We start from the raw sequence: 21,055 nt of genomic DNA, 5'->3' as shown, positions 1-21,055 counted from the left end.
GTGCACATCCGGGAGTACACCGAGGACGACCTCGACGCGGTTTTCCGCCTGCGCAAGCTCGCGTTCAACGCGTCCGAACGGCCGGAACGACTGGCCCGGCCGGGCACCCGCGGGCTGGTCGCGGAACTCGACGGCAAGGTCGCCGGAGTGCTCGGCATCGGCGAGTACGCGCAGTTCTACGGCGGCGTCGCGGTCCCCATGGGCGGGATCGGCGGCGTCGCCGTCGACGGTGCCACGCGTGGCCGTGGCGTCGCGGCCGCGTTGCTCGACGCCGCCCTGCCCGTGATGAGAGAGCACGGCCAGTCCATCTCCGTGCTCTACGCGACCGTGCCCACGCTGTACCGGAAACGCGGCTGGGAGCGCGCCGGGCTCTTCGAGTGGGTCGAGCTGCCGATGGACCGGGTGCTGGCCGCTCCGCGACCCACCGAGTTCCTGCCGTCGCGCCCGGCAGAAGAGAGTGATCTTCCCGCCCTGCACGACTGCTACCTCGAGGTCGCGCGGACGATCGACGGCATGGCCGACCGGCGCCCGCCGCGGATCGACCTCGCGAAGGTCCTCGAACTGGACCTGGTGAGCGTGCTGCCCGGTCCGAACGGCCTGCGCGGGTACCTGACGGCGCAGCGCGAGTCCAGCGATCGCGACATGGGCGGTCTCGAGGTGTACGACCTGATCGGTGTCGACGCCGAGGCCCAGCTGAACCTGCTCGCGTCGCTCAAGTCGTGGGAGGGCACGCTCGAGGCGATCAACCTGCGGATCACCGACCCGGCGACGCTCAACCTGCTCGGTGCGACCCCGATGCGGTACCCGGTGCGGACCTCGACCTGGATGCTGCGCGTCGTCGACCTGCCGGCCGCGGTGGCCGCCCGCGGCTGGCCGCGCCTCGCGAACGCCGCGGTGGACCTGGAGATCATCGACGAGCACGCGCCGTGGCACGCGGGTACGCGGCGCATCGTCGCCGAGGACGGCACCGTGCGCGTCGAACCCGGTGGCACCGGCGCGGTCAGGATGCACGCGCGGGCGCTGGGGCCGTGGTTCTCCGGCGCGCAGAACACGCATGCGTTGCGGCGCGCGGGTTTGCTGGAGGGCGACCCGACCGACGCGGCGGTGCTCGATCAGCTCGTCGGCGCGTCCGGCGTCCCGCGGCTCGCGGACTTCTTCTGATGACCGACGTCTACCACGAGGTCATGCGCACGATCTGGGACCACAACCTGCACTTCGGTCTCTGGACCTCCGAAGAGGACGAGTCCTCGAACCGCGTCGCCGCCGAACGCATGACCGCGCTGCACATCGACAAACTCGGTGCCCGGCACGGCTGGCGGGTCCTCGACGTGGGCCGTCGCGTCGGCACCTCCGCGTTCCGCTTGGCGGAGGCCTCACACGCGGACATCGTGTCGGTGTCGCCGTGCGCGGAACACGTCCGCCTCGCCAACGTCCGCGCGGAGGCGTTGTTCGTCGACGACCAGGTCCGGTTCGTGCACGGAGATCCGCACGCGATGCCGTTCTGCGCCGACACGTTCGACGGCGCGTGGGGCGTGGAGACGTTGCCGCACCTGGGGGATCGGGTCGGCGTCCTGCGCGAGCTGGCGCGCGTGGTGAAGCCGTCCGGTGTGGTCGTGGTGTCCGACTTCGTGCAGCGGCGGCCCGTGCCGAAGGAGGTGCTGGACGAGTTGCAGCCTGCCCTGACGACCTACGACATCGACGAGCTGCCGACGTTCGCCGGATACCCGAAGTTGTTGGCCGCGGCGGGTTTGCACGTCGTGGAACTGCTGGACCTGACCGCGGAGAGCCGCAAGACCCTGCTGCGCATGCGGGACGGGGCACAGCGGCACTACGACGCTCTTGTTGCCGCGCACGGAGAAGAGGCGCGGCAGTACCTCGACCAGCTGTTGTCGCCCGTTGCGCTGCAGCCGTCACTGGGCTACGTGCTGGCGGTCGCGCGAGTCTGAGTTCGTCCGCGCGGCTCCGCCAAGTAACAATGGAGCCATGTCGGGGGACGACGTGAGGCACGCCTACGGCGACAACATGGGTTGGCGTCTGAAGGGCTACGCGAAGCGGCGCAGCGGACCACCGGTCAGCGTGCGGGAGATCTCCCGCGCGCAGTTCCTCGAGATCCGGCCGCTGTTCGACGCCGAGGACAACCCGTGGCTCGTCGACCTGCACGAGGTCGGCCCGGACATCTGGCACCGCGTGGAACAGGTGCTCGGCCCGCTCGACCCCGGCCAGGACTACTACGTCACCGGGTATCCGCTGGACTGGGACAAGGACCCGGTGCAGGTCGCCCGCGACCTGATCGACGAACGGTATCCGCTCGCGACGGCGGCGTTCCTCGGCGGCAGCGTCGCGGCCGGGAACTACACGGCGAACTCCGACCTCGACATCATCGTGATCGTCGACGACCTGCCCTGCGCGTTCCGCGAGACGCTGGAGCACCGCGGCTGGCCCGTGGAGCTGTTCTGTCACACGATCGAGTCGTTCCAGGACTTCGTGGCCCGCGACATCCAGGACCGGCGCCCTCCGCTGCTGCACATGTGTGCCGAGGGGTTCCTCATGCTCGACGCCGACGGCACAGGGCAGCGCATGCGAGCCGAGGCGCGCGCTCTGCTGGACATCGGCCCGCCGATCCCGACCGCCACGGAGCTGGAAGACCGCCGGTACGGCGCGACCGACCTGCTCGAGGACCTGATCGGCGCGCGGGACGACGACGAGCGGCTGTTCGTCGCCGCCAGGCTGCTGACCTGCGCGGGTGAGCTGGCGCTGGTCGTGCAGAACAAGTGGCTGGGACACGGCAAGTGGTTGTTGCGCCGGCTCCGCGAGGCGAAGGCCGACGAGCTCGTGGACGCGTACCGGGCGCTGGTCCGGGGCGAGGGCGCCGAGTGGTTCATCGAGGTCGTGGAGCACGTTCTGACGTCGGCGGGTGGGCGCATGGAGGTCGGTTACCGCCGGGAGGCGTCGCCCCGATAGGGCCGTAGTCTTCCTGTTCGTGCTGCTCATCGTCCTGGAACTGATCGGGATCGCCGTGTTCGCCGCGTCCGGTGCGGTGGCTGCCGTGCGGGCCCGTCTGGACGTGTTCGGCGTGATCGTCCTCGCGCTCACCACGGCGTTGGGCGGCGGCATCATCCGCGACGTGCTGCTGGGCGTGCACCCGCCGACGAGCCTGCGGAACTGGCCGTACCTCCTGGTCGCCGGCGGTACGGGGCTGATCGTCTTCTGGTTCCACCCGCAGGTCGCGAAGCTCCGCCGGTCGGTGCTGCTGCTGGATGCCGTGGGCCTCGGCCTGTTCGTCACGTCCGGCACCACCACCGCGTTGGCCCTCGGTGCCACTCCGTACGCGGCGTGCCTCATCGGGATGACGACGGGCATCGGCGGTGGCGCGGTCCGTGACCTGCTCCTGCGAGAAATTCCACTGGTCCTCAGGAGAGAGATCTACGCCGTGGCGGCGCTGGCCGGCGCTGTCGTCGTCGCGGTGGGTGAGTGGATCAAGGTGCCGAAAGACCTGGTCGCGCTGATCGGTGCGTCAACAATCATCACCATCAGCCTGATTGCGCTGTGGCGGAAGTGGAACGCACCGGTCGCTCGGGGCCTCGAAGGTTAACGCCGAACTCACACCCGCAGTTGAGGACCTTCTCAGGCGCCTCTCAGGACCCTCAGCAACACTGCCCCTATGCGCATCCTCGTTGTCGACGACGATCGGGCGGTCAGGGAGTCACTCCGCCGGTCGCTCCAGTTCAACGGCTACCAGGTCGAGACCGCCGGAGACGGCATGCAGGCCCTGGAGTCCGTGAACGCGGCCAGGCCGGACGCCATGGTGCTCGACGTGATGATGCCGCGGCTGGACGGGCTGGAGGTGTGCCGGCGGCTTCGCAGCACCGGCGACGACCTGCCGATCCTCGTGCTGACCGCGCGGGACGCCGTGAGCGACCGCGTGTCCGGGCTGGACGCCGGGGCCGACGACTACCTGCCCAAGCCGTTCGCGCTGGAGGAGCTGCTGGCCCGGCTGCGCGCCCTGCTGCGCCGTGCCGCGCAGGACAACGACGCCGCCACGCAGCAGTCCGCGGCCGTGCTCAAGTTCGCCGACCTGGAGCTGGACCCGTCCACCAGGGACGTCCGCCGCGGCGACCGCTCCATCAGCCTCACCCGCACCGAGTTCGCGCTGCTCGAGCTCCTGCTGGCGCACCCGCGCCAGGTGCTGACCCGCAGCCGCATCCTGGAGGACGTGTGGGGGTACGACTTCCCGACCTCGGGCAACGCACTCGAGGTCTACGTGGGCTACCTGCGTCGCAAGACGGAGGCCGAGGGGGAGCCGAGGCTGATCCACACGGTGCGCGGGGTGGGCTATGTCCTCCGGGAGACGCCTCCGTGATCATCGTCGAACCCCAGGGACGGCTGCAGAGGGCGTCGCTGCGGGCTCGGGTCACCTGGCTCGCGGCGTTCTGCGTCGCAGGAGCCGTCGCGTTGGTCTCGTTCGGCGCGTACATGATCGTCCGCAAGAGCGTGTACGACGCGCTCGACGAGGGCCTGCGCTCGCGTGCCGTCACGGTCGCGACCGGCTTCAAGGTCACCTCACCTGACGAGGTCCAGAACTACCCGGCGGCGTTCCTCGCCGCCGGTGACGTGAAGATGGGCCTGCTGCAGGCCAACACCGGGAAGATCCTCTACCCGAAGACCGGCGAGCCGCCGCCCGTGGTCGAGGAGGCCTGGGAGGTCGCGCAGGGCGAGCGTCCCGAGTACATCTGGACCGACCACAAGACCGAGACGCGGGTGATCGCCGTCCGGTACGGGTCGGAGCAGGCGATCGTCATCGCGCAGTCGATGCAGCCGCAGCGAACGACGCTGGCCAAGCTCAGCGTGGTCCTGCTGCTCATCGGCGGTGCGGGCGTGCTGCTCGCGGCCATCGCGGGCACGGCGGTGGCGCGCACCGGTCTGCGTCCGGTGCAACGGCTCACCGAGGCCACCGAACGCGTCGCGAACACCGGTGACCTGACGCCGATCCCGGTGTCGGGCGACGACGAGCTCGCGCGGCTGACGCACAGCTTCAACGCGATGCTCGGCGCCGTCGCCGAATCCCAGGAACGGCAACGCCGCCTGGTCGCCGACGCGGGCCACGAGCTGCGCACGCCGCTGACGTCGATGCGCACCAACCTGGAACTCCTGTTGGCATCGGAACGTCCGGATTCGCCCACGTTGTCCGAAGAGGACAAGCGGGAGATCCAGTCCGACGTGCGCGCCCAGCTCGACGAGCTGACCACGCTGATCGGTGACCTGGTCGAACTCGCCCGCGAGGACGCGCCCCAGGTGGTGCACGAACCCGTCGACCTCGTCGAGGTGGTAGAACGGGCGTTGGACCGCGCGCGTCGCCGCGCCTCGAACGACGTCACGTTCGACGTGCAGCTGCAACCGTGGACACTTCTGGGTGATTCCAGTGCTCTCGAGCGCGCGGTGCTGAACCTCCTCGACAACGCGGTGAAGTTCAGCCCGTCGGGCTCAGCGGTGCGGCTGACCCTGCGTCAGGTGGGCGACGGCAGCGCCGTGGTGGAGGTGGCGGACGCGGGCCCAGGCATCGCGGATGCCGATCTACCTCACGTTTTCGAGCGGTTCTACCGCTCGTCCGAGGCGAGGACCCTTCCGGGTTCCGGCCTGGGACTCGCCATCGTGAAGCAGGTGGCACAACGGCACGGCGGCACGGCCACCGCGGGCAGAGCGCCCGAGGGCGGTGCCCTGTTCACGTTGCGCCTACCCGGACGTCCGTAAGGTGGGGCGTGTGAGTCATCGCGTGAACGACGATTCTTCGTCGACCTGGGAGACGACGCCTCCCGCCGGAGACGGTCCTGCGCGCTCCTCGTCGTACTCGTACGACGACGACCCGGCGCCGAGGTTCTCCAAGAAGAAGGCGAAGAAGAAGCAGCCGTTCTGGAAAGAGCTGCTGGTCATCTTCAGCGTGGCGCTGCTGCTGACCGTCGTCATCCAGACGTTCATCGCGCGTGTGTTCGTCATCCCGTCGGCCTCGATGGAGACGACCCTGCACGGCTGCACGGGCTGCGTGAACGACAAGGTGCTGGTCGAGAAGATCACGTACCTGTTCCGCGACCCCCAGCCGGGCGACGTGATCGTCTTCCGCGGCCCGCCGAACTGGACGGGCGGCAAGCAGCCCCCGAACTTCGTCACGGGCACGCTGCAGGACCTGGGCTCGATGGTGAACCTGTCCGAGCCCAGCGGCACGGACTTCATCAAGCGCGTCATCGCGGTCGGCGGCCAGACCGTCGAGTGCTGCGACGACCAGGGCCGCGTGCTGGTCGACGGCAAGCCGCTGGACGAGCCGTACCTGAACTTCGGTGGCGGGCCGCGGCAGCAGGACTCGTTCGAGAAGGTCACCGTGCCCGCGGGCAAGCTGTGGGTGATGGGCGACAACCGCAACAACTCGTCGGACTCGCGCAAGCACGGCGACCCGACGCCTGCCGACGGCGCGATCCCGATCGACAACGTCGTGGGCAAGGCCCGCGTGATCGTCATCCCGGTGGGCCGCTGGGGCACGATCTCCGACTACAACCCGCAAACGGGCGGCAAGTAGCCCCCTCGCTCGAACGATGAAGGGCTCCTTCATCCACCTCACGTGGATGAAGGAGCCCTTCATCGTTCGAATCAGCCCTTCGTGGAGCCCAGGGTCAGGCCGCCGACGAACTGGCGCTGGAGCACGAAGAACACCACCAGGGTGGGCAGTGCGACCAGCAGTGAGCCCGCCGCGATCAGGTTGTTGTCGGTGAAGAACGTGCCCTTGAGGTTCTGCAACGCCGACGTGACCGGCATCTTGTCGCCGTCCTGGATCAGCACCAACGCCCAGAGGAAGTCGTTGTAGATCCAGGTGAACTCCAGCGTCGCCAGCGCGGCCAGCACTGGCCGGCACAGCGGCAACGTCAGCTGCCAGTACTGACGGAACACCGACGCGCCGTCCACGCGTGCGGCCTCGGTCAGCTCGTACGGGATCGTCTTCATGTAGTTCGACAGCACGAACGTGCAGAAGCCGGACTGGAAGGCGATGTGGATCAGGATCACGCCGAGCTGCGAGTCGATCAGCGAGCCGCTCGCGCTGATCCACTCCGGCACCTCGATCAGCCGGTACAGGCGCCACAGCGGGGTCACGATCACCTGCTGCGGCAGCAGGTTGCCCGCGGTGAAGATCATGAGGAGCGCGAGGTTGAACTTGAAGCTGAACCGGGACACGCCGAACGCCACCATCGAGCTGAGCAGCAGCGTCACCACCAGCGCCGGGATGGTGATCAGGAACGTGTTCCAGTAGAAGTGCGGCAGGTCGCCGATCTCCCACGCCTTGGCGAAGTTCTCGAAGGTGAGCGACTTCGCGACGGAGAAGTAGCCGTTGACCGAAGTGTCGTCGTACGTGCGCAGCGACGCGTAGACCGCCCACAGCAGCGGTGCCAGGGTCATGAGGCACGTCAGGATCAGGAAGGCGTGCAACGCGATCCGTGCCGGGGTCACGGTTCGCTTGTTCTTCACGGGAGTCGGCGCAGAAGGCCGTTCGAGCGTGGCCGTCACGTCCGGTTCTCCTTGCTGAACGTCTGGTACAGGTACGGGATGATGACGCCGAGCGAGATCGTCAGCAGGATCACGGCCACGGCGGAACCACGGCCGATGCGCGAGGCCTCACCGATGATGTTGTCCGTCACCAGCACCGACAACAGCTCCAAGCCGTTGCGTCCCTTGTTGATGACGTAGACGATGTCGAACGCGCGCAGCGCCTCGATCACCGTCACGACCGCCACCACGATGTTGACCGGCTTCATCACGGGGAACGTGACGCGGAAGAACGTCTGCACAGCAGAGGCGCCGTCCAGTGCCGCCGCTTCCTTCAGCGCCGGGTCCACCGACTTCAGGCCGGCCAAGTAGAGCAGCATGATGTAGCCGGTGTGCCGCCACGCGGCCGCGACGAGCACCGAGTAGAGGTTGATGTCGGAGTCGCCGATCCAGTCGACGGGCTTGTCGCTCAGGCCCAGCACCGCGTTCAGGAGGCCGCCGTCGGGCGTGTAGATCAGCTGCCAGATGAAGCCGATCAACGCGAGCGACAGCACCATCGGCATGTACAGCGCGCTCTGGTAGATCCGGCTGAACCTCAGCTCGCGGTCGAGCAGCACGGCCAGCAGCAGGCCAGCGCAGGTCGGCACGACGAGCAGGAACGCCAGCCAGATCAGGTTGTGCTGCACCGCCGGCCAGAACCGCGGGTACTCGGTGAAGATCTCGACGTAGTTGTCGACGCCGATCCACTCGATGTCCTCAAACCCGCCGATGCCGTTCCATCTGCTGAACGACAACGCGATCGAGCCCAGCGTCGGGATCCACACGAACAGCACGTGCACGATCGTGGGGATGCCGAGCATGAGCCCCAGCACCAGTTTGTCCGTGCCGGCCAGCGCCGTGGCACGCTTTCCACGCCGACGAGGCGGCGGCCCCTCTGGGGCCACCGCCTTCGGCTTCTCCTGCAGTGCGGTCACTTGAAGATGTTCTTCGCCTGGTCGGCCATGCCCTTGAGCACGGAGTCGATGTCGTCGGGGTTCTTGATGAACGAGATGAGGCCGTTGGTGGCCGCCTCGCTCGCGAAGCCGGGGTCCGTGTCGCGGTCGAGGAACTGCGTGATGTGCTTCGCGTTCTTGATGGTGTCCGCGACCTTCTTCTGCAGCGGGCTGTAGCTGGAGGTGTCCGCCTGCTGGTTGGTCGCGACCGCGGTCGGGTCGGCCTTCAGGTAGGTGAGCTGCGGCTCGGGGCTCGCCAGGTACTCGAGCAGCTTCAGCGCACCGTCCTTGTTCGCCGGCTTCTTGGCCATCATGTAGCCGTCGATCGGCGCCTCGACCGTGTCGATGCCGTGCTCGGGGTTGATCTCCGGGAACGGGAAGAAGTCCAGGTCGGCCTTGTCCGCGTCGGGGAACTGCTGGCCCACGAACGCGCCCAGCAGGTACATGCCGGACTTCTTCTGCTGCAACGTCTGCGCGGCTTCCTGCCACTCGCGGCCGAGCGCGTTCTCCTGGTGGAACGGCAGCAGCCGCTTCCAGGTGTCGAACACGTCCTTGACGCGCTTGTCCTGCCAGCTCTCCTTGCCGGCCAGCAGGTCGACGTGGAACTGGTAGCCGTTCGTGCGGAAGTTCAGCTGGTCGAACGTGCCCATGAGGGGCCAGCCCTGCTTCCCGGCGAACGCGATCGGGATCAGGCCGTCGGCCTTCATCTTCGTCGCGAGCGCGATGAGCTGGTCGAGGGTCTTCGGGACCTCGTAACCCTTCTCCTGCCACACGCTCTTGCGGTAGAACATGCCCCACGCGTACTGCGTGAACGGCACGAAGTACTGCTTCTTGTCCGAGCCCGTGGACGCCTGCTTGAGCGCGTCGGAGTAGTTGCCGCCGATCTTGCCCCACAGGTCGCTCAGGTCGCCCGTGAGTCCCTGGTCGGCGAAGAACCGCATGCGGTACCCGGCGAACCAGGCGAGCACGTCGTCCGGCTTGCCCTGCAGGTAGTTGTTGATCTGCTCCTGGTACTGCTCGTGCTGCTTGGTGTTGATCGTGACGGTCAGGCCGCCGGAGTTCTTCTCGAACGCCTTGACCGCCGCCGTGATCGCGTCCTTCGGCACCTGGTCGGACAGGTTGTTGCCGAAGGTGACGACCTTGGAGTCACCGCCGGAGCTCGAGCCACCGCCGCACGCGGCGAGACCGCCGGTCGCGGCGACGCCGGCACCGGCCAGCATGATCCGCAACATCGCGCGCCTGCCGAAGTGCGGTAACGGAGTGGAACCAGGCGTGTACCGAACCATCATCGCTCCTACAGGTGACACTCGCTCGTGCGAACCGAACAGGACTCAAACAAAGTTGCGCACAATGTGGTCCCAGGCACACATCCTGTCAAGCCCCGTTACGCAGCTGTTAAACCCGTGCACAGCCGGTTTCTAGCACGATCCCGGTACTTGTGCCGGTCAACCGCCGAACAGACCTAAACGCGAAGTTGTGTTTGCTTGTGTTGACGTTGGGGGTTGTTGTCGGCCACGCTTGCCGCCGTGACGACTTGGCCAACAGGCATGCCGGGGCTCGGCTGGGGTGCTGACTACAACCCCGAGCAGTGGCCAGAACACGTGTGGGCCGAGGACGTCGAGCTCATGCGCCGCGCCGGCGTGAACCTGGTCAGCGTCGGGATCTTCAGCTGGGCGAAGATCGAGGTCAGCAAGGGCGAGTACCGGTTCGACTGGCTCGACCGGGTGCTCGACCTGCTGCACGCCGGTGGCATCCGCGTCGACCTCGCGACCGCGACCGCCGCGCCCCCGCCGTGGCTGACCTCGCAGTATCCCGAGATGCTGCCCGTCCGTGCCGACGGTGTGCGGCTCTCGCACGGCTCCCGGCAGGCCTACTGCCCGTCGTCGCCGATCTACCGCGACCGGGCGACCGCGTTGGCCGCGGAGATGGCCTCGCACTACAAGGATCACCCCGCGCTGGCCGCCTGGCACGTCGGCAACGAGTACGGCTGCCACGTGTCGCGCTGCTACTGCGACACCTGCGCCGAGTCGTTCCGCGAGTGGCTCGCCGCCCGTTACACGCTCGACCAGCTCAACGACGCGTGGTCCACGGCGTTCTGGAGCCAGGGCTACACCGACTTCGCCCAGATCCTGCCGCCGCGCGTGACGCCGACGTTCTCGAACCCAGGCCACGTGCTCGACTACGACCGGTTCAGCGACGACGCGCTGCTCGAGCAGTACAAGGCCGAGCGCGACGTCCTGCGGATGATCACGCCGGACGTGCCGATCACCACGAACTTCATGGCGAACTGGACCTTCGGCAACCTGGACTACTGGAAGTGGGCGCGCGAGGTCGACTTCGTCTCGAACGACCACTACACCGAGGCGGAGGCTCCCGACCGGCACATCGAGCTCGCGATGTCCGCCGACCTGGTGCGCGGTCTCGCCGGCGGCAAGCCGTGGCTGCTGATGGAGCACTCGACGTCCGCGGTGAACTGGCAGCGGCGCAACATCGCCAAGCTGCCGGGGGAGCTGCGGCGGCACTCGTTCCAGCACATCGCTCGCGGCGCGGACGGCACGTTGTTCTTCCAGTGGCGGCAGTCGCGCGGTGGCGGCGAGCGCTACCACTCGGCGATGGTGCCGCACGCCGGCGCGGACACCAAGGTGTATCGCGAGGTCTGCGAGGTCGGCACCGAGTACGCGAAGCTGCGCGACGTCATGGGATCCACTGTGGACGCTTCCGTCGCTGTTCTGTTCGACTTCCAGTCCGGCTGGGCACTGCGGCAGGACTCCCACCCGACCAACGACTTCGACTACTACCGGCACGTCCTCGGCTACTACAAGGCGCTGTGGGAAGCCGGGGTGACGGTCGACTTCGTCGCGCCCGGCACGAACCTGTCGGCGTACTCGATGGTCGTGGTGCCGGCGTTCTACACCGTGTCCGACGCGCACGCCGCGGTGATCGCGGACTACGTGGCGGGCGGCGGTCATGTCGTGGTCACGTACTTGTCCGGTGTTGCCGACGAGTACACGCGAGTGCGACTCGGTGGTTACCCAGGTGCGTTCCGCGACGTTCTCGGCGTGTGGTCGGAGGAGTTCTTCCCGCTGCGGCAGGACGAAACCGTGTCGTTGGATGAAGGTTCAACCGTTTCGTTGTGGACGGAACACCTGCACGTCAAGACCGCTGACATCGTTGCCTCCTATGTCGACGGGCCGTTGCCGGGCGTACCCGCCGTGACGCGCAACGCGTTCGGCAACGGTGTCGCGTGGTACGTGGCGTGCGATCTCGATGAGAGCGGTCTCCGCCGAACGGTGGAAAACGCGCTTTCCGGTGCGGGCGTTGCGGTGCCGCCCAAAATGATGGAACACAGCGGGATCGAGCTTGTCCGGCGCAAGGGCGACGTATCGTGGCTCTTCGCCGTCAACCACACCGACACCGACGCGCAGATCGAGGCGTCCGGTGTCGACGTGTTGTCCGGCACGCAGGTCTCCGGACGCCTCACCGTGCGAGCCGGGGACGTCGTCGTCCTCAGGGAAGAGGTGTGAGGTGCTCGCACGTCAACGGCAAGCGGTGATCCTGGAAGAGGTCCGGCGGACCGGCGCGGTGCGCGTGAGCGACCTGGTCGTCCGGCTCGGCGTCTCGGACATGACCGTGCGCCGCGACCTCGACGTGCTCGCCTCCCGCGGCCTGGTGGAAAAGGTTTACGGCGGTGCGACGTCCGTCGTCGGCCGCTCGACCGACGAGCCCGGGTTCGAGGCCAAGTCCGTCCGGCAGCTGCCGGAGAAGGAAGCGATCGCCGCGGTGGCGGCGGGCCTGGTGCGTCCCGGCACGGCCATCGGGCTGTCCGCCGGCACGACGACGTGGACGCTGGCGCGGTTCCTCGACGACATCCCTGACCTGACGGTCGTCACGAACTCGATCCGCGTCGCGGACGTGCTGCAGCAGAGCGGGCGCACCGACCGCACGGTGGTGCTGACCGGTGGGGTGCGCACGCCGTCCGACGCGCTGGTGGGCCCCGTGGCCGTGCAGGCCTTGCGGTCGCTGCACCTCGACGTGGTGTTCCTGGGCGTGCACGGCATGGCCGAGCGCTCCGGCTTCACCACCCCGAACCTCAACGAGAGTGAAACGGACCGCGCGCTCGTCGACGCCGCCGGGCGAGTGGTCGTGGTCGCGGACCACACGAAGTGGGGCACCGTGGGCATTTCCACGATCGCCGACCTCGACGAGGCGCACGTGCTGGTGACCGACGAGGGTCTGCCGGACGACGCACGCGCGATCCTCGCCGAGCAGGTGGGCGAGTTGGTGTTGGCGCATGTACCAGGAAGCGGCGAGGAGTTGGCGTGAGGCGTACCGCGGGAAAGCTGGCGGACGGCCGGGAGATCATCTACTTCGACGACAGCGCTGAGGCGCCACCGCGAACCGCGGTGGACACGCGGGATCTTCCCGTGACACAGCCGATGTCCGAAGTGCGGCTGGACCCGTTGACCCGCGAATGGGTGGCCATGGCCGCTCATCGTCAGACGAGAACGTACAAACCGCCGGCGGATCTGTGTCCGCTGTGCCCGTCGACTCCCGGCAGGCCCACGGAGATCCCCGAGGCCGACTACGACGTCGTCGTCTTCGAGAACCGGTTCCCCTCGCTGGCGCAGAACGTTCTCGACGTTCCATCCACTGTGGATGGTGAGCCGCTGTTCGCGCGTGCGCCGGGACGCGGGCGTTGCGAGGTCGTGTGCTTCACCTCCGACCATCAGAAGTCCTTCGGGGAGCTCTCGGAGTCGCGCGTGCGGACGGTCGTCGACGCGTGGGCGGACCGCGTCGAGTTCCTGTCCGGACTCCCTGGTGTGGAACAGGTCTTCCCGTTCGAGAACCGCGGCGAAGAGATCGGCGTGACGCTCTCGCACCCGCACGGCCAGATCTACGCGTACCCCTTCGTGACGCCGCGGACCGAGCGGATGCTGGAGGCGGCGCTGGAGTACTACGCGGCGCACGGCCGGCCGTTGTTCGGTGATGTGCTGGAGGCCGAGCTGCGCGCGGGTGCGCGCGTGGTGGAGGAGTCCGCGCACTGGGTGGCCTTCGTGCCGGCCGCCGCGCGCTGGCCCGTCGAGGTCGTGCTGGCGCCTCGGCGGCAGATTGCGGACCTAGCCGGTCTGTCCTCTGTGGAGCGTGACGACTTCGCTTCGCTGTACCTGAAGGTGTTGCACCGGCTGGACGCGCTGTACAACCGGCCGCTGCCGTACATCGCGGCCTGGCACCAGGCACCGGTGAACGTCGGCCGCGAGGAGCTGTGGCTGCACCTGCAGGTCTTCTCCGTGCTGCGGACCGCGGACAAGCTGAAGTACCTCGCCGGCTCCGAGTCCGGCGAAGCGGTGTGGATCAACGACGTGACCCCGGAGCAGATCGCGGAGCGCCTGCGCACCGCGCTCTGACCGCGCTGTGAACCCTCACAGACCTCCAAGGCTGGTTTAAGGGTTCTCTCAGGACGGGCCGCGAGACTATGGCCATGACCGAGAGCAACGAGCCAGCGAAGCAGCCGGAACAGCCCCACTCCGCGCCGCCGCCTGCCGGTCAGACCGACTCCGGCGCGCGGGAGCAGGGCCCGCAGCTGCCGGATCCCGGCCAGCCGGATCCTTTGCAGGGGGGATCCGGCCAGGCTGGGGCCTACCAGGCCCCTTCCGGCGAACCAGCCGGCCTTGGCAGCGTCCCTGCCTCCTTCACTTCGGCCCAGCCGCAGGTGCCCTCACCTGACGCGGGCCAGGCGCAGCTCGGCGGGTCCGGACCCGGCCAGCAGCTTCCGCCCTCAGGGTCCGGCCAACTTCCCCCGGGTCACCCCCTCGGCCTGGGGGCCACCACCGCCCAGTTCGGCGCGGAACCGCCGTCGACGGGTCAGTACTACCTCCCGCCCGGCTACCAGCCGCCGCCCGTGCCAGGGCGCCCCAAGGGCCGCGGCAAGGTCGTGGCAGGCGTCGCCGCCCTCGTGCTGCTCGTCGGCGGCCTCTCCGGAGGCATCGGCGGCTACTTGGGCTACACGTACGCCAACGACTCGACCGCGGTCAGCTCGCTCGACACCCCGCGTCCTGCCTCGCAGACCAGCAACGCCCCGGCGGGCTCGGTCGAGGACGTGGCGAACAGGCTGCTGCCGTCCGTCGTCCAGATCCAGGTAGTGACGCGGACCGGCGCCGGCGAGGGCTCTGGCTTCATCATCTCGAGCAACGGCCAGATCGTGACGAACAACCACGTCATCGAGGGCGCCGCGAACGGTGGCAACATCAAGGTCGTCTTCCAGGACGGCAAGACGGCCACCGCCAAGATCCTCGGCCGCGACCCGAGCTCCGACATCGCGGTCATCCAGGCGGACGGCGTCTCCGGCCTGCCCGTCGTGCAGCTGGGCAACTCCGGCGACCTGAAGATCGGCCAGGGCGTCGTCGCGATCGGCTCGCCGTTCGAGCTCTCCGGCACCGTGACGTCCGGCATCGTCAGCTCGCTGAACCGCCCGGTCTCGGCCGGCGGCGACGCCCGCAACTCGCAGGCGACGGTGCTGAACGCGATCCAGACCGACGCCGCGATCAACCCCGGCAACTCCGGCGGCCCGCTGGTCAACATGCAGGGCCAGGTCGTCGGCATCAACTCCGCGATCTACAGCCCGAACTCTGGCAACGGCCAGGCGGGTTCCGTCGGCATCGGCTTCGCGATCCCGATGGACCAGGCCCGCCGCACGATCGACGAGATCGTGAAGACCGGCAAGGCCAAGCAGACCGTGCTGGGCGTGAAGGTCGAGTCGACCGAGCAGGGCGCCAAGATCTCGGAGGTCACGCCGGGCGGTGCCGCGGAGAAGGCCGGGCTCAAGGCCGGTGACGTGATCACCAAGTTCGGGGACCGCCGCATCGACGAGTCGGACACGCTGGTCGCCGCGGTCCGGTCCAGGGCTCCCGGCGACAAGGTCACCATCACGCTGTCCGACGGCAAGACCGTGGAAGCCACCCTCGACGGCGTCGAGGTGGGATAGGTCGGGGGGACGGCCGGTTCTGGCATCCGCCGCCCGCCAGAACCGGTCGCCACGACCCCCTGAAGGGGCCGCATCCGTGGGCACCTGCCCCGCACACGGATGCGGCCCCTTCTTACGTGCTGATGACGTTCCGGGCCTGCTGGGCGTTCGTGGCCTAGCGTGGTGACGTGGTGGAACGGGTGCTGGTCGTCGACGACGACACGACGGTGCGGGACGTGGTGCGCCGCTACCTCGAACACGCCGGGTACGAGGTCGAGCTGGCCGGGGACGGGGAGCAGGCGCTGCGGTCGATGGTCGCGCACGAGCCGGACATCGTCGTGCTGGACCTGATGCTGCCCGGCATCGACGGGCTCGAGGTGTGCCGGCGGATCCGGCAGCGCGGCAGCACGCCGGTCGTGATGCTGACGGCGCTGGGCGAGGAGGAGGACCGCATCGCAGGGCTGCAGATCGGCGCGGACGACTACGTCACGAAGCCGTTCAGCCCGCGCGAGCTCGCGTTGCGGGTGTCGTCGGTGCTGCGGCGGGCTTCTCGCACCTACGAGCCGCGGGTGGTGCGGGACGGCGACCTCGTGCTCGACGTGGCCGCGCACACCGCGACTCTGGACGGCGTGCCGCTGCAGCTGACCACCCGTGAGTTCGATCTGCTGGCGTTCTTCATCGCGAACGCGGGCCGTGCGTTCGGCCGGACCGAGCTGCTGGAGCGGGTGTGGGGCTGGCAGTTCGGGGACCAGTCGACCGTGACCGTCCACGTGCGACGGTTGCGCGAGAAGATCGAGAAGGATCCCGCGAAACCGATGCGGTTGAGCACTGTCTGGGGCGTCGGCTACAGGTACGACAGATGTTCGATCGATTGAGCAAGGTGTCGCTGACCAGCGCGATGACCGTCATGGTGATCGTGCCGGTAGTGGCGACCATCGGTGGCGTGCTCGTGGTCAGCGGGTTCATGTTCACCCCGATGCTCACGGCCGCTTTGACGGTCTGCGCGCTGGTCGGCGTGGTCACCGTGCCGTTCTCGATCATGCTCGGGCGGGCGATCGCGCGACGCACCATGTGGGAGCGGGAGGCGGAGGCGGCGCGGCGGCAGCTGGTGGCGTGGATCAGTCACGACCTGCGCACGCCGTTGGCCGGCATCCGGGCGATGACCGAGGCGCTGGAGGACGGGATCGTCTCCGAGCCGGGTGAGGTCGCCGTCTACGCGAAGCAGATCGCGCAGGAGGCCGACCACCTGTCGAAGCTCGTGGACGACCTGTTCGAGCTGTCGCGGATCACGGCGGGGGCGCTGAACCTGACGCTGCACGACGTGCGGCTGGCCGACGTGGTCAGCGACGTGGTCGCCGCGTCCCGTCCGGTGGCTCAGCTCAAGGGCGTCGAGTTGCGTGCGGACGCTCGTGAATGGCCGGTCGTGCGCGGGTCTGATCCGGAACTGATGCGTGTCGTGCGCAACCTTGTGTCCAACGCCATTCGGCACACACCCGAGGGCGGCGGAGTGGCCGTCCAGGTCGATGTGGACGGAGGCGAAGCGGTGGTGCGCGTGGACGACGCGTGCGGCGGCATACCCGATGACGTGCTGCCACACGTGTTCGACGTGGGCTTCCGCGGCAGCGCCGCCCGCAATCCGACCGGCGCCGGACTGGGCCTCTCGATCGCGCGCGGCCTGGTCGACGCGCACGACGGCAGGATCAGCGCGCAGAACCACGGTCCTGGCTGCCGCTTCGAAGTCAGACTCCCGCTACGGTGATCGGTATGGAACGCAGCGCGCAGCGCCTTGGCCGCGCTTTGGTCGTGATCGTGGACGACCGGGTGGCGCACGGCGAGCAGGACGACAACTCCGGCCCTCTCGTCACCGAACTGCTCGAAGAAGCGGGCTTCATCGTCGACGGCACAGTCGCGGTCGAGGGTGAGGTGGTCGACATCCGGGCCGCGCTCAACACGGCCGTCATCGGTGGCGTCGACCTCGTGGTCACCGTCGGCGGCACCGGTGTGTCGCCGCGCGACGTCACCCCCGACGCCACGCAGGGCGTGCTCGACCGTCCCATCCACGGCATCGCCGAGGCACTCCGCGCCTCCGGTCTCGCCGCGGGCGCGGTCGACGCGGGCATCTCGCGCGGCCTCGTGGGCGTCTCCGGCAGCACGCTCGTCGTGAACCTCGCGGGCTCGCGCTCCGCGGTCCGCGACGGCATGGCAACCCTGTCGGCGTTGGTGCCCTACGTGATCGAACAGCTGAGCGGCCTTGACGAAGAGTGATTCACCGCAGCCGGCCGACGACGACGCCGCTCGCAGGCGTCGTCGCCGGTTGGCTGAGGTTTTCGGCGACGTGCTGCCCGAGACCACGTCGGACGAGCGCGGCGCGGCTCCGGCGGAGGACCGCGACGCCTGGTACGAGGAGAACAGGCCGCCTCACCACGGGGGTTAGGCCGAAGCGCCGCGTGCGGGTCGCGACGACCGGGTGACGGCTTCGCTGGTGCTTGCTGAATGCAGCGTGCCGGCCTGATCAGCCTGGGTGACGAGAGCCTGCGGCTCTGAGTACCGGGGCAGGGCAAGGCGCGCGGTGCCAACCGCTCACGACGCGCGCCTCGTCCCGGTCGGGTCAGATCTTCGGGCTGCGCACGTCGGTCGACTGCGTGACCGTCTGGTGGTTCTGGTGGTTCTGCTGCGCGGCCAGCAGGTCGCGGATCTCCTTCAACAGCTCGACATCCGTGGGCTCCGCCGGGCCCGGCTCCTCGCCCTTCTTGCGGCGTTCCTGGATCTTCTTGATCGGCAGGACGAGCACGAAGTACACGACCGCCGCCACGATCAGGAAGTTGATCGCGGCGTTGATCACGTTGCTGAAGTCGAGGTACGTCTCCTCCTTGTTCTCTCGGAGGTAGAAGCCGAGGCCCTTGGTCTCAGCGCTGCCCAGTGAGGCGATGAGCGGCTTGATCAGGCTCGTGGTGAACGCGGTGACGATCGCGGTGAACGCCGTGCCGATGACCACGGCCACGGCCAGGTCGACGACGTTTCCGCGCATCAGGAAGTCCTTGAATCCCTTCAGCATCAGCGGAGAGTAACGGCTAATGCATGATCCAGTGACATCGCGGCCACGCGAGTTGCATTAAGTCTCGGCAACGTGAGCACAACGACTTGTCCGCGTGTCTCGCGCACGGACGCGTTCTCCGCGAGCACTTCCGCCGACGGCGACACCACGTCGACCCGGTCGCCCATCCGCACCACGCCCGCAAGGCCCTGGTCAGCCACCCGCACGGCGACCGAAGCGAGATCGTCCGACGCACGCGCGAGATCGAAGTCGGTCAGCGGAACGCCCTCGCGCGCCGCGCTGCCGAGCGTTTTGCCCACCATCGCGTCGACATCCGAGAACGACCCGGAAACCGGAGCGGCCAGCGACACCAGCCGGACGTCGCCCGACGACAGCGACTGACCGGCCGGCAGATCTCGTGAGGCGACGACCGCCGGATGCCCCACGTCGGGCCAGAAGGTCAGCGGAAGAGCCAGCAAAGCCAGCCCCAGAGCCAGAAACCGCCGCCACACAACAGAAGGACGGCGGCGCAGCAACGAGCGGACCTTGTCGAAACCGGTGCTGGAAAGAGTCATGCCCCCGACGGTAGGGCCGTCGGGGGCACGGAAACCGGGCTCAGGCGCAAGTTGTGGACAACTCGCGATCTTCAGCTCGCCGCGGCCGCCGGAGCGCTGCTCGCGGGCTTGGAGTCCGAGGAGGACGACGACGAAGACGTCGACGAGGAGGACGCCGTGGACGACGCCGTGCTCTTGGACGAACCCGACCGGCTGTCCGTGCGGTAGAACCCGCTGCCCTTGAAGACGACCCCGACGGCGCCGAAGAGCTTGCGCAGCTTGCCAGAGCACTCCGGGCACTCGGTGAGGGAGGCGTCGCTGAACGACTGCACAGCCTCGAACCGGTGCTCACACGCGGTGCAGGCGTACTGGTACGTAGGCACTGTGTTCGCTCCTAGATCTGGCACTCGACCGTTGTGAGTGCCAACACGATTTTGCGACAGGACCTTCCCGGAGCGCAAACACCACAGGTCAACGTCACAGCCACCGCAGGCCCACCGAGGGCGTCAGCACCCCGTTCATCCGCACGTCGTGCGCCTCCGCGGGCACCTCGTCGAGCACCTCGCTGTCCCGCACGACAGCCACCAGAGGCGCTTTGACCAGCGGCAACGACCGGTCGTAGTGCCCCTGGCCCTTCCCGAGCCGCACCCCGTCCACCGACACCGCCAGCGCGGGCACCAGCACCAGCGCGGCTCCAGCGATCGCCGAGGGGCCGAGCCGCGGCCCGGAGGGTTCGAGCAGCCGGAAGGCCGCGGGGACCAGCCCGGACGGTCCGGTGTGGACGGCCCAGTCCAGCGGCGAGTCGCCCGTCACGATCGGCAGCAGCACCCGGCACCGCAGTCCGTCGAGCCACGACGCGTCACCGGGCTCCGATCCGACCGGCAGGAACGCGCACACCGTCTGATCAGCCCGAACGTCCAGAGCCGCCACGTGCGCGGCCAGCGCCGCCGCCTCGGCAGCGCGAACGTCGGGTGGCACGGCGCGTCGCGCGGCCAGCAACCGTGAACGCAGTGTGGCCTTCCGGTCACGAAGATCGGACGTCATGGTGGGTATCCCTCGGTATGTCGTTAGCATCGCAGCCCATGAGCAGCGCCTTCCACACCGCCATCGTGCCCGCGGCCGGTCTCGGCACCCGTTTCCTCCCCACGACCAAGGCCGTGCCGAAGGAGTTGCTGCCGCTGGTCGACACCCCTGCCATCGAGTACGTGGCCAGGGAAGCGGCCGAGGCGGGAGCGACGAAGCTGGTCATCGTCACCTCGCCGGAGAAGGCGTCGGTCGCGAACTACTTCGACGCGAACCCCGAGCTCGAGCAGACGCTGGCCGACCGCGGCAAGTCCGACCTCGTGGAGAAGATCCAGCGCGCGCCCCGGCTGATCAAGGCCGAGACCGCGATCCAGGCGGAGGCCCTGGGCCTCGGCCACGCCGTCGGTTGCGCGGAAGGCAACCTGACCGGCGACGACGAGGCCGTCGCGGTGCTCCTGCCGGACGACATCATCCTGCCCACCGACGCGCTCAAGAAGATGGCGGAGGTCCGCGAGGAGAAGGGCGGCAGCGTCCTGCTGGCGTTCGACATCCCGCGCGAGCAGATCTCCGCGTACGGCGTGTTCGACGTCCGCGACACCGGCAACGACGACGTCAAGCAGGTCGTCGGCATGGTCGAGAAGCCCAAGCCGGAGGACGCGCCGTCGACGTTCGCCGCCGCCGGGCGCTACCTGCTCGACCGCGCCATCTTCGACGCCCTCAAGCGCATCACGCCTGGTGCGGGTGGTGAACTGCAGCTCACCGACGCCATCGCACTGCTGATCAACGAGGGGCACCCGGTGCACGTCGTCGTGCACCGCGGCGGGCGACACGATCTCGGCAATCCCGCAGGATTCCTGCGTGCTGCGGTTGACTTCGCACTCAAGACCAAGGAGTACGGGCCCGACCTGCGCGAGTGGTTGCGGGAACGCCTCGGCAACTCCTGATCGACACCTTCTGGGCGCGAGGA

At 68.5% G+C, this 21,055-nt stretch carries 23 protein-coding genes; 16 read left to right on the top strand and 7 right to left on the bottom strand.

Going from position 1 to position 21,055, the window contains the following annotated elements; all coding sequences use genetic code 11:
• From IEZ09_RS22315 to lepB, 7 genes are all read left to right on the top strand, one after another.
• The gene (locus IEZ09_RS22315; protein WP_189255676.1) at positions 1-1,161 is read left to right on the top strand and encodes a GNAT family N-acetyltransferase; all 1,161 of its coding nucleotides are present in this window, start codon (positions 1-3) and stop codon (positions 1,159-1,161) included.
• Positions 1,161-1,946 carry an SAM-dependent methyltransferase gene (locus IEZ09_RS22310; protein ID WP_189255675.1) on the top strand — a complete coding sequence of 262 codons (786 nt, stop codon included), beginning with the start codon at positions 1,161-1,163 and terminating at the stop codon, positions 1,944-1,946. The genes IEZ09_RS22315 and IEZ09_RS22310 overlap by 1 nt, the downstream gene beginning before the upstream one ends.
• 37 nt (positions 1,947-1,983) lie before the next feature.
• Positions 1,984-2,961, top strand: a complete 978-nt coding sequence (locus IEZ09_RS22305) for a nucleotidyltransferase domain-containing protein (RefSeq protein WP_229812835.1) — start codon at positions 1,984-1,986, stop codon at positions 2,959-2,961.
• Positions 2,962-2,980: 19 nt separating this feature from the next.
• The gene (locus tag IEZ09_RS22300; RefSeq protein ID WP_189255674.1) at positions 2,981-3,592 is read left to right on the top strand and encodes a trimeric intracellular cation channel family protein; all 612 of its coding nucleotides are present in this window, start codon (positions 2,981-2,983) and stop codon (positions 3,590-3,592) included.
• A 69-nt stretch (positions 3,593-3,661) separates the two neighbouring features.
• The gene (locus IEZ09_RS22295; RefSeq protein ID WP_189255673.1) at positions 3,662-4,360 is read left to right on the top strand and encodes a response regulator transcription factor; all 699 of its coding nucleotides are present in this window, start codon (positions 3,662-3,664) and stop codon (positions 4,358-4,360) included.
• Positions 4,361-4,362: 2 nt separating this feature from the next.
• Positions 4,363-5,748, top strand: a complete 1,386-nt coding sequence (locus IEZ09_RS22290; RefSeq protein ID WP_189255733.1) for a sensor histidine kinase — start codon at positions 4,363-4,365, stop codon at positions 5,746-5,748.
• A 10-nt stretch (positions 5,749-5,758) separates the two neighbouring features.
• Complete coding sequence (lepB, locus tag IEZ09_RS22285; RefSeq protein WP_189255740.1) at positions 5,759-6,565, top strand: signal peptidase I; 807 nt, start codon at positions 5,759-5,761, stop codon at positions 6,563-6,565.
• Positions 6,566-6,636: 71 nt separating this feature from the next.
• On the opposite strand, the gene IEZ09_RS22280 is transcribed toward lepB, so the two are convergent.
• The 3 genes from IEZ09_RS22280 to IEZ09_RS22270 are packed head-to-tail and all read right to left on the bottom strand — an operon-like array spanning position 6,637 to position 9,802.
• Positions 6,637-7,545: a carbohydrate ABC transporter permease gene (locus IEZ09_RS22280; RefSeq protein ID WP_229812834.1), complete on the bottom strand. Its 909-nt coding sequence runs from the start codon at positions 7,543-7,545 to the stop codon at positions 6,637-6,639.
• Positions 7,542-8,498, bottom strand: a complete 957-nt coding sequence (locus IEZ09_RS22275; RefSeq protein ID WP_229812833.1) for a carbohydrate ABC transporter permease — start codon at positions 8,496-8,498, stop codon at positions 7,542-7,544. The genes IEZ09_RS22280 and IEZ09_RS22275 overlap by 4 nt, the downstream gene beginning before the upstream one ends.
• Positions 8,495-9,802, bottom strand: a complete 1,308-nt coding sequence (locus IEZ09_RS22270) for an ABC transporter substrate-binding protein (RefSeq protein ID WP_189255672.1) — start codon at positions 9,800-9,802, stop codon at positions 8,495-8,497. Before IEZ09_RS22270 ends, IEZ09_RS22275 begins: the two co-directional genes overlap by 4 nt.
• A gap of 240 nt (positions 9,803-10,042) precedes the next feature.
• Between IEZ09_RS22270 and IEZ09_RS22265 the strand changes: the two genes are divergently transcribed.
• From IEZ09_RS22265 to IEZ09_RS22230, 8 genes are all read left to right on the top strand, one after another.
• Positions 10,043-12,040: a beta-galactosidase gene (locus IEZ09_RS22265; protein WP_229812832.1), complete on the top strand. Its 1,998-nt coding sequence runs from the start codon at positions 10,043-10,045 to the stop codon at positions 12,038-12,040.
• 1 nt (position 12,041) lies between these two features.
• Positions 12,042-12,839 (top strand): DeoR/GlpR family DNA-binding transcription regulator, encoded by a 798-nt coding sequence (locus IEZ09_RS22260; protein ID WP_189255671.1) that lies wholly within the window; start codon positions 12,042-12,044, stop codon positions 12,837-12,839.
• Positions 12,836-13,921, top strand: a complete 1,086-nt coding sequence (gene galT, locus IEZ09_RS22255) for a galactose-1-phosphate uridylyltransferase (protein WP_189255670.1) — start codon at positions 12,836-12,838, stop codon at positions 13,919-13,921. Before IEZ09_RS22260 ends, galT begins: the two co-directional genes overlap by 4 nt.
• 74 nt (positions 13,922-13,995) lie before the next feature.
• A complete protein-coding gene (locus tag IEZ09_RS22250; protein ID WP_189255669.1) occupies positions 13,996-15,498 on the top strand; it encodes a S1C family serine protease in 1,503 nt (500 codons plus the stop codon).
• A gap of 167 nt (positions 15,499-15,665) precedes the next feature.
• Entirely contained in the window at positions 15,666-16,352 is a 687-nt protein-coding gene (locus IEZ09_RS22245; RefSeq protein WP_189255668.1) for a response regulator transcription factor, read from the top strand.
• Positions 16,337-17,236: a sensor histidine kinase gene (locus IEZ09_RS22240; RefSeq protein WP_189255667.1), complete on the top strand. Its 900-nt coding sequence runs from the start codon at positions 16,337-16,339 to the stop codon at positions 17,234-17,236. Before IEZ09_RS22245 ends, IEZ09_RS22240 begins: the two co-directional genes overlap by 16 nt.
• A gap of 5 nt (positions 17,237-17,241) precedes the next feature.
• Entirely contained in the window at positions 17,242-17,742 is a 501-nt protein-coding gene (locus tag IEZ09_RS22235; protein WP_045311897.1) for a MogA/MoaB family molybdenum cofactor biosynthesis protein, read from the top strand.
• Entirely contained in the window at positions 17,729-17,911 is a 183-nt protein-coding gene (locus IEZ09_RS22230; protein WP_189255666.1) for a hypothetical protein, read from the top strand. The genes IEZ09_RS22235 and IEZ09_RS22230 overlap by 14 nt, the downstream gene beginning before the upstream one ends.
• 174 nt (positions 17,912-18,085) lie before the next feature.
• On the opposite strand, the gene mscL is transcribed toward IEZ09_RS22230, so the two are convergent.
• From mscL to IEZ09_RS22210, 4 genes are all read right to left on the bottom strand, one after another.
• On the bottom strand, positions 18,086-18,532 hold the full coding sequence (gene mscL, locus IEZ09_RS22225; protein ID WP_189255665.1) for a large-conductance mechanosensitive channel protein MscL: 447 nt from the start codon (positions 18,530-18,532) through the stop codon (positions 18,086-18,088).
• Positions 18,532-19,086, bottom strand: coding sequence for an SAF domain-containing protein (locus IEZ09_RS22220; protein ID WP_189255664.1), 555 nt, complete (start codon positions 19,084-19,086; stop codon positions 18,532-18,534). Before IEZ09_RS22220 ends, mscL begins: the two co-directional genes overlap by 1 nt.
• Before the next feature lie 71 nt (positions 19,087-19,157).
• Entirely contained in the window at positions 19,158-19,448 is a 291-nt protein-coding gene (locus tag IEZ09_RS22215; protein WP_189255663.1) for an FmdB family zinc ribbon protein, read from the bottom strand.
• A 94-nt stretch (positions 19,449-19,542) separates the two neighbouring features.
• Positions 19,543-20,109, bottom strand: a complete 567-nt coding sequence (locus IEZ09_RS22210) for a 5-formyltetrahydrofolate cyclo-ligase (RefSeq protein WP_189255662.1) — start codon at positions 20,107-20,109, stop codon at positions 19,543-19,545.
• A gap of 38 nt (positions 20,110-20,147) precedes the next feature.
• On the opposite strand from IEZ09_RS22210, the gene IEZ09_RS22205 reads away from it, so the two are divergent.
• The gene (locus IEZ09_RS22205) at positions 20,148-21,032 is read left to right on the top strand and encodes a UTP--glucose-1-phosphate uridylyltransferase (RefSeq protein WP_189255661.1); all 885 of its coding nucleotides are present in this window, start codon (positions 20,148-20,150) and stop codon (positions 21,030-21,032) included.
• The last annotated feature ends 23 nt before the right edge of the window (positions 21,033-21,055 follow it).

The sequence above is a fragment of the Lentzea flava genome, from assembly GCF_014648475.1.
GTDB lineage: Bacteria > Actinomycetota > Actinomycetes > Mycobacteriales > Pseudonocardiaceae > Lentzea > Lentzea flava.
The sequence above is the reverse complement of the archived record's forward strand: the minus strand, read 5'-3'. Positions and strand labels throughout refer to the sequence as shown.

Coding starts and splice junctions, on each gene's coding strand:
- IEZ09_RS22310 (WP_189255675.1), top strand. CDS start 1,161: ATGACCGACGTCTACCACGAGGTCATGCGCACGATCTGGGACCACAAC.
- IEZ09_RS22305 (WP_229812835.1), top strand. CDS start 1,984: ATGTCGGGGGACGACGTGAGGCACGCCTACGGCGACAACATGGGTTGG.
- IEZ09_RS22295 (WP_189255673.1), top strand. CDS start 3,662: ATGCGCATCCTCGTTGTCGACGACGATCGGGCGGTCAGGGAGTCACTC.
- IEZ09_RS22270 (WP_189255672.1), bottom strand. CDS start 9,802: ATGGTTCGGTACACGCCTGGTTCCACTCCGTTACCGCACTTCGGCAGG.
- IEZ09_RS22250 (WP_189255669.1), top strand. CDS start 13,996: ATGACCGAGAGCAACGAGCCAGCGAAGCAGCCGGAACAGCCCCACTCC.
- IEZ09_RS22240 (WP_189255667.1), top strand. CDS start 16,337: ATGTTCGATCGATTGAGCAAGGTGTCGCTGACCAGCGCGATGACCGTC.
- IEZ09_RS22235 (WP_045311897.1), top strand. CDS start 17,242: ATGGAACGCAGCGCGCAGCGCCTTGGCCGCGCTTTGGTCGTGATCGTG.
- mscL (WP_189255665.1), bottom strand. CDS start 18,532: ATGCTGAAGGGATTCAAGGACTTCCTGATGCGCGGAAACGTCGTCGAC.
- IEZ09_RS22220 (WP_189255664.1), bottom strand. CDS start 19,086: ATGACTCTTTCCAGCACCGGTTTCGACAAGGTCCGCTCGTTGCTGCGC.
- IEZ09_RS22210 (WP_189255662.1), bottom strand. CDS start 20,109: ATGACGTCCGATCTTCGTGACCGGAAGGCCACACTGCGTTCACGGTTG.
- IEZ09_RS22205 (WP_189255661.1), top strand. CDS start 20,148: ATGAGCAGCGCCTTCCACACCGCCATCGTGCCCGCGGCCGGTCTCGGC.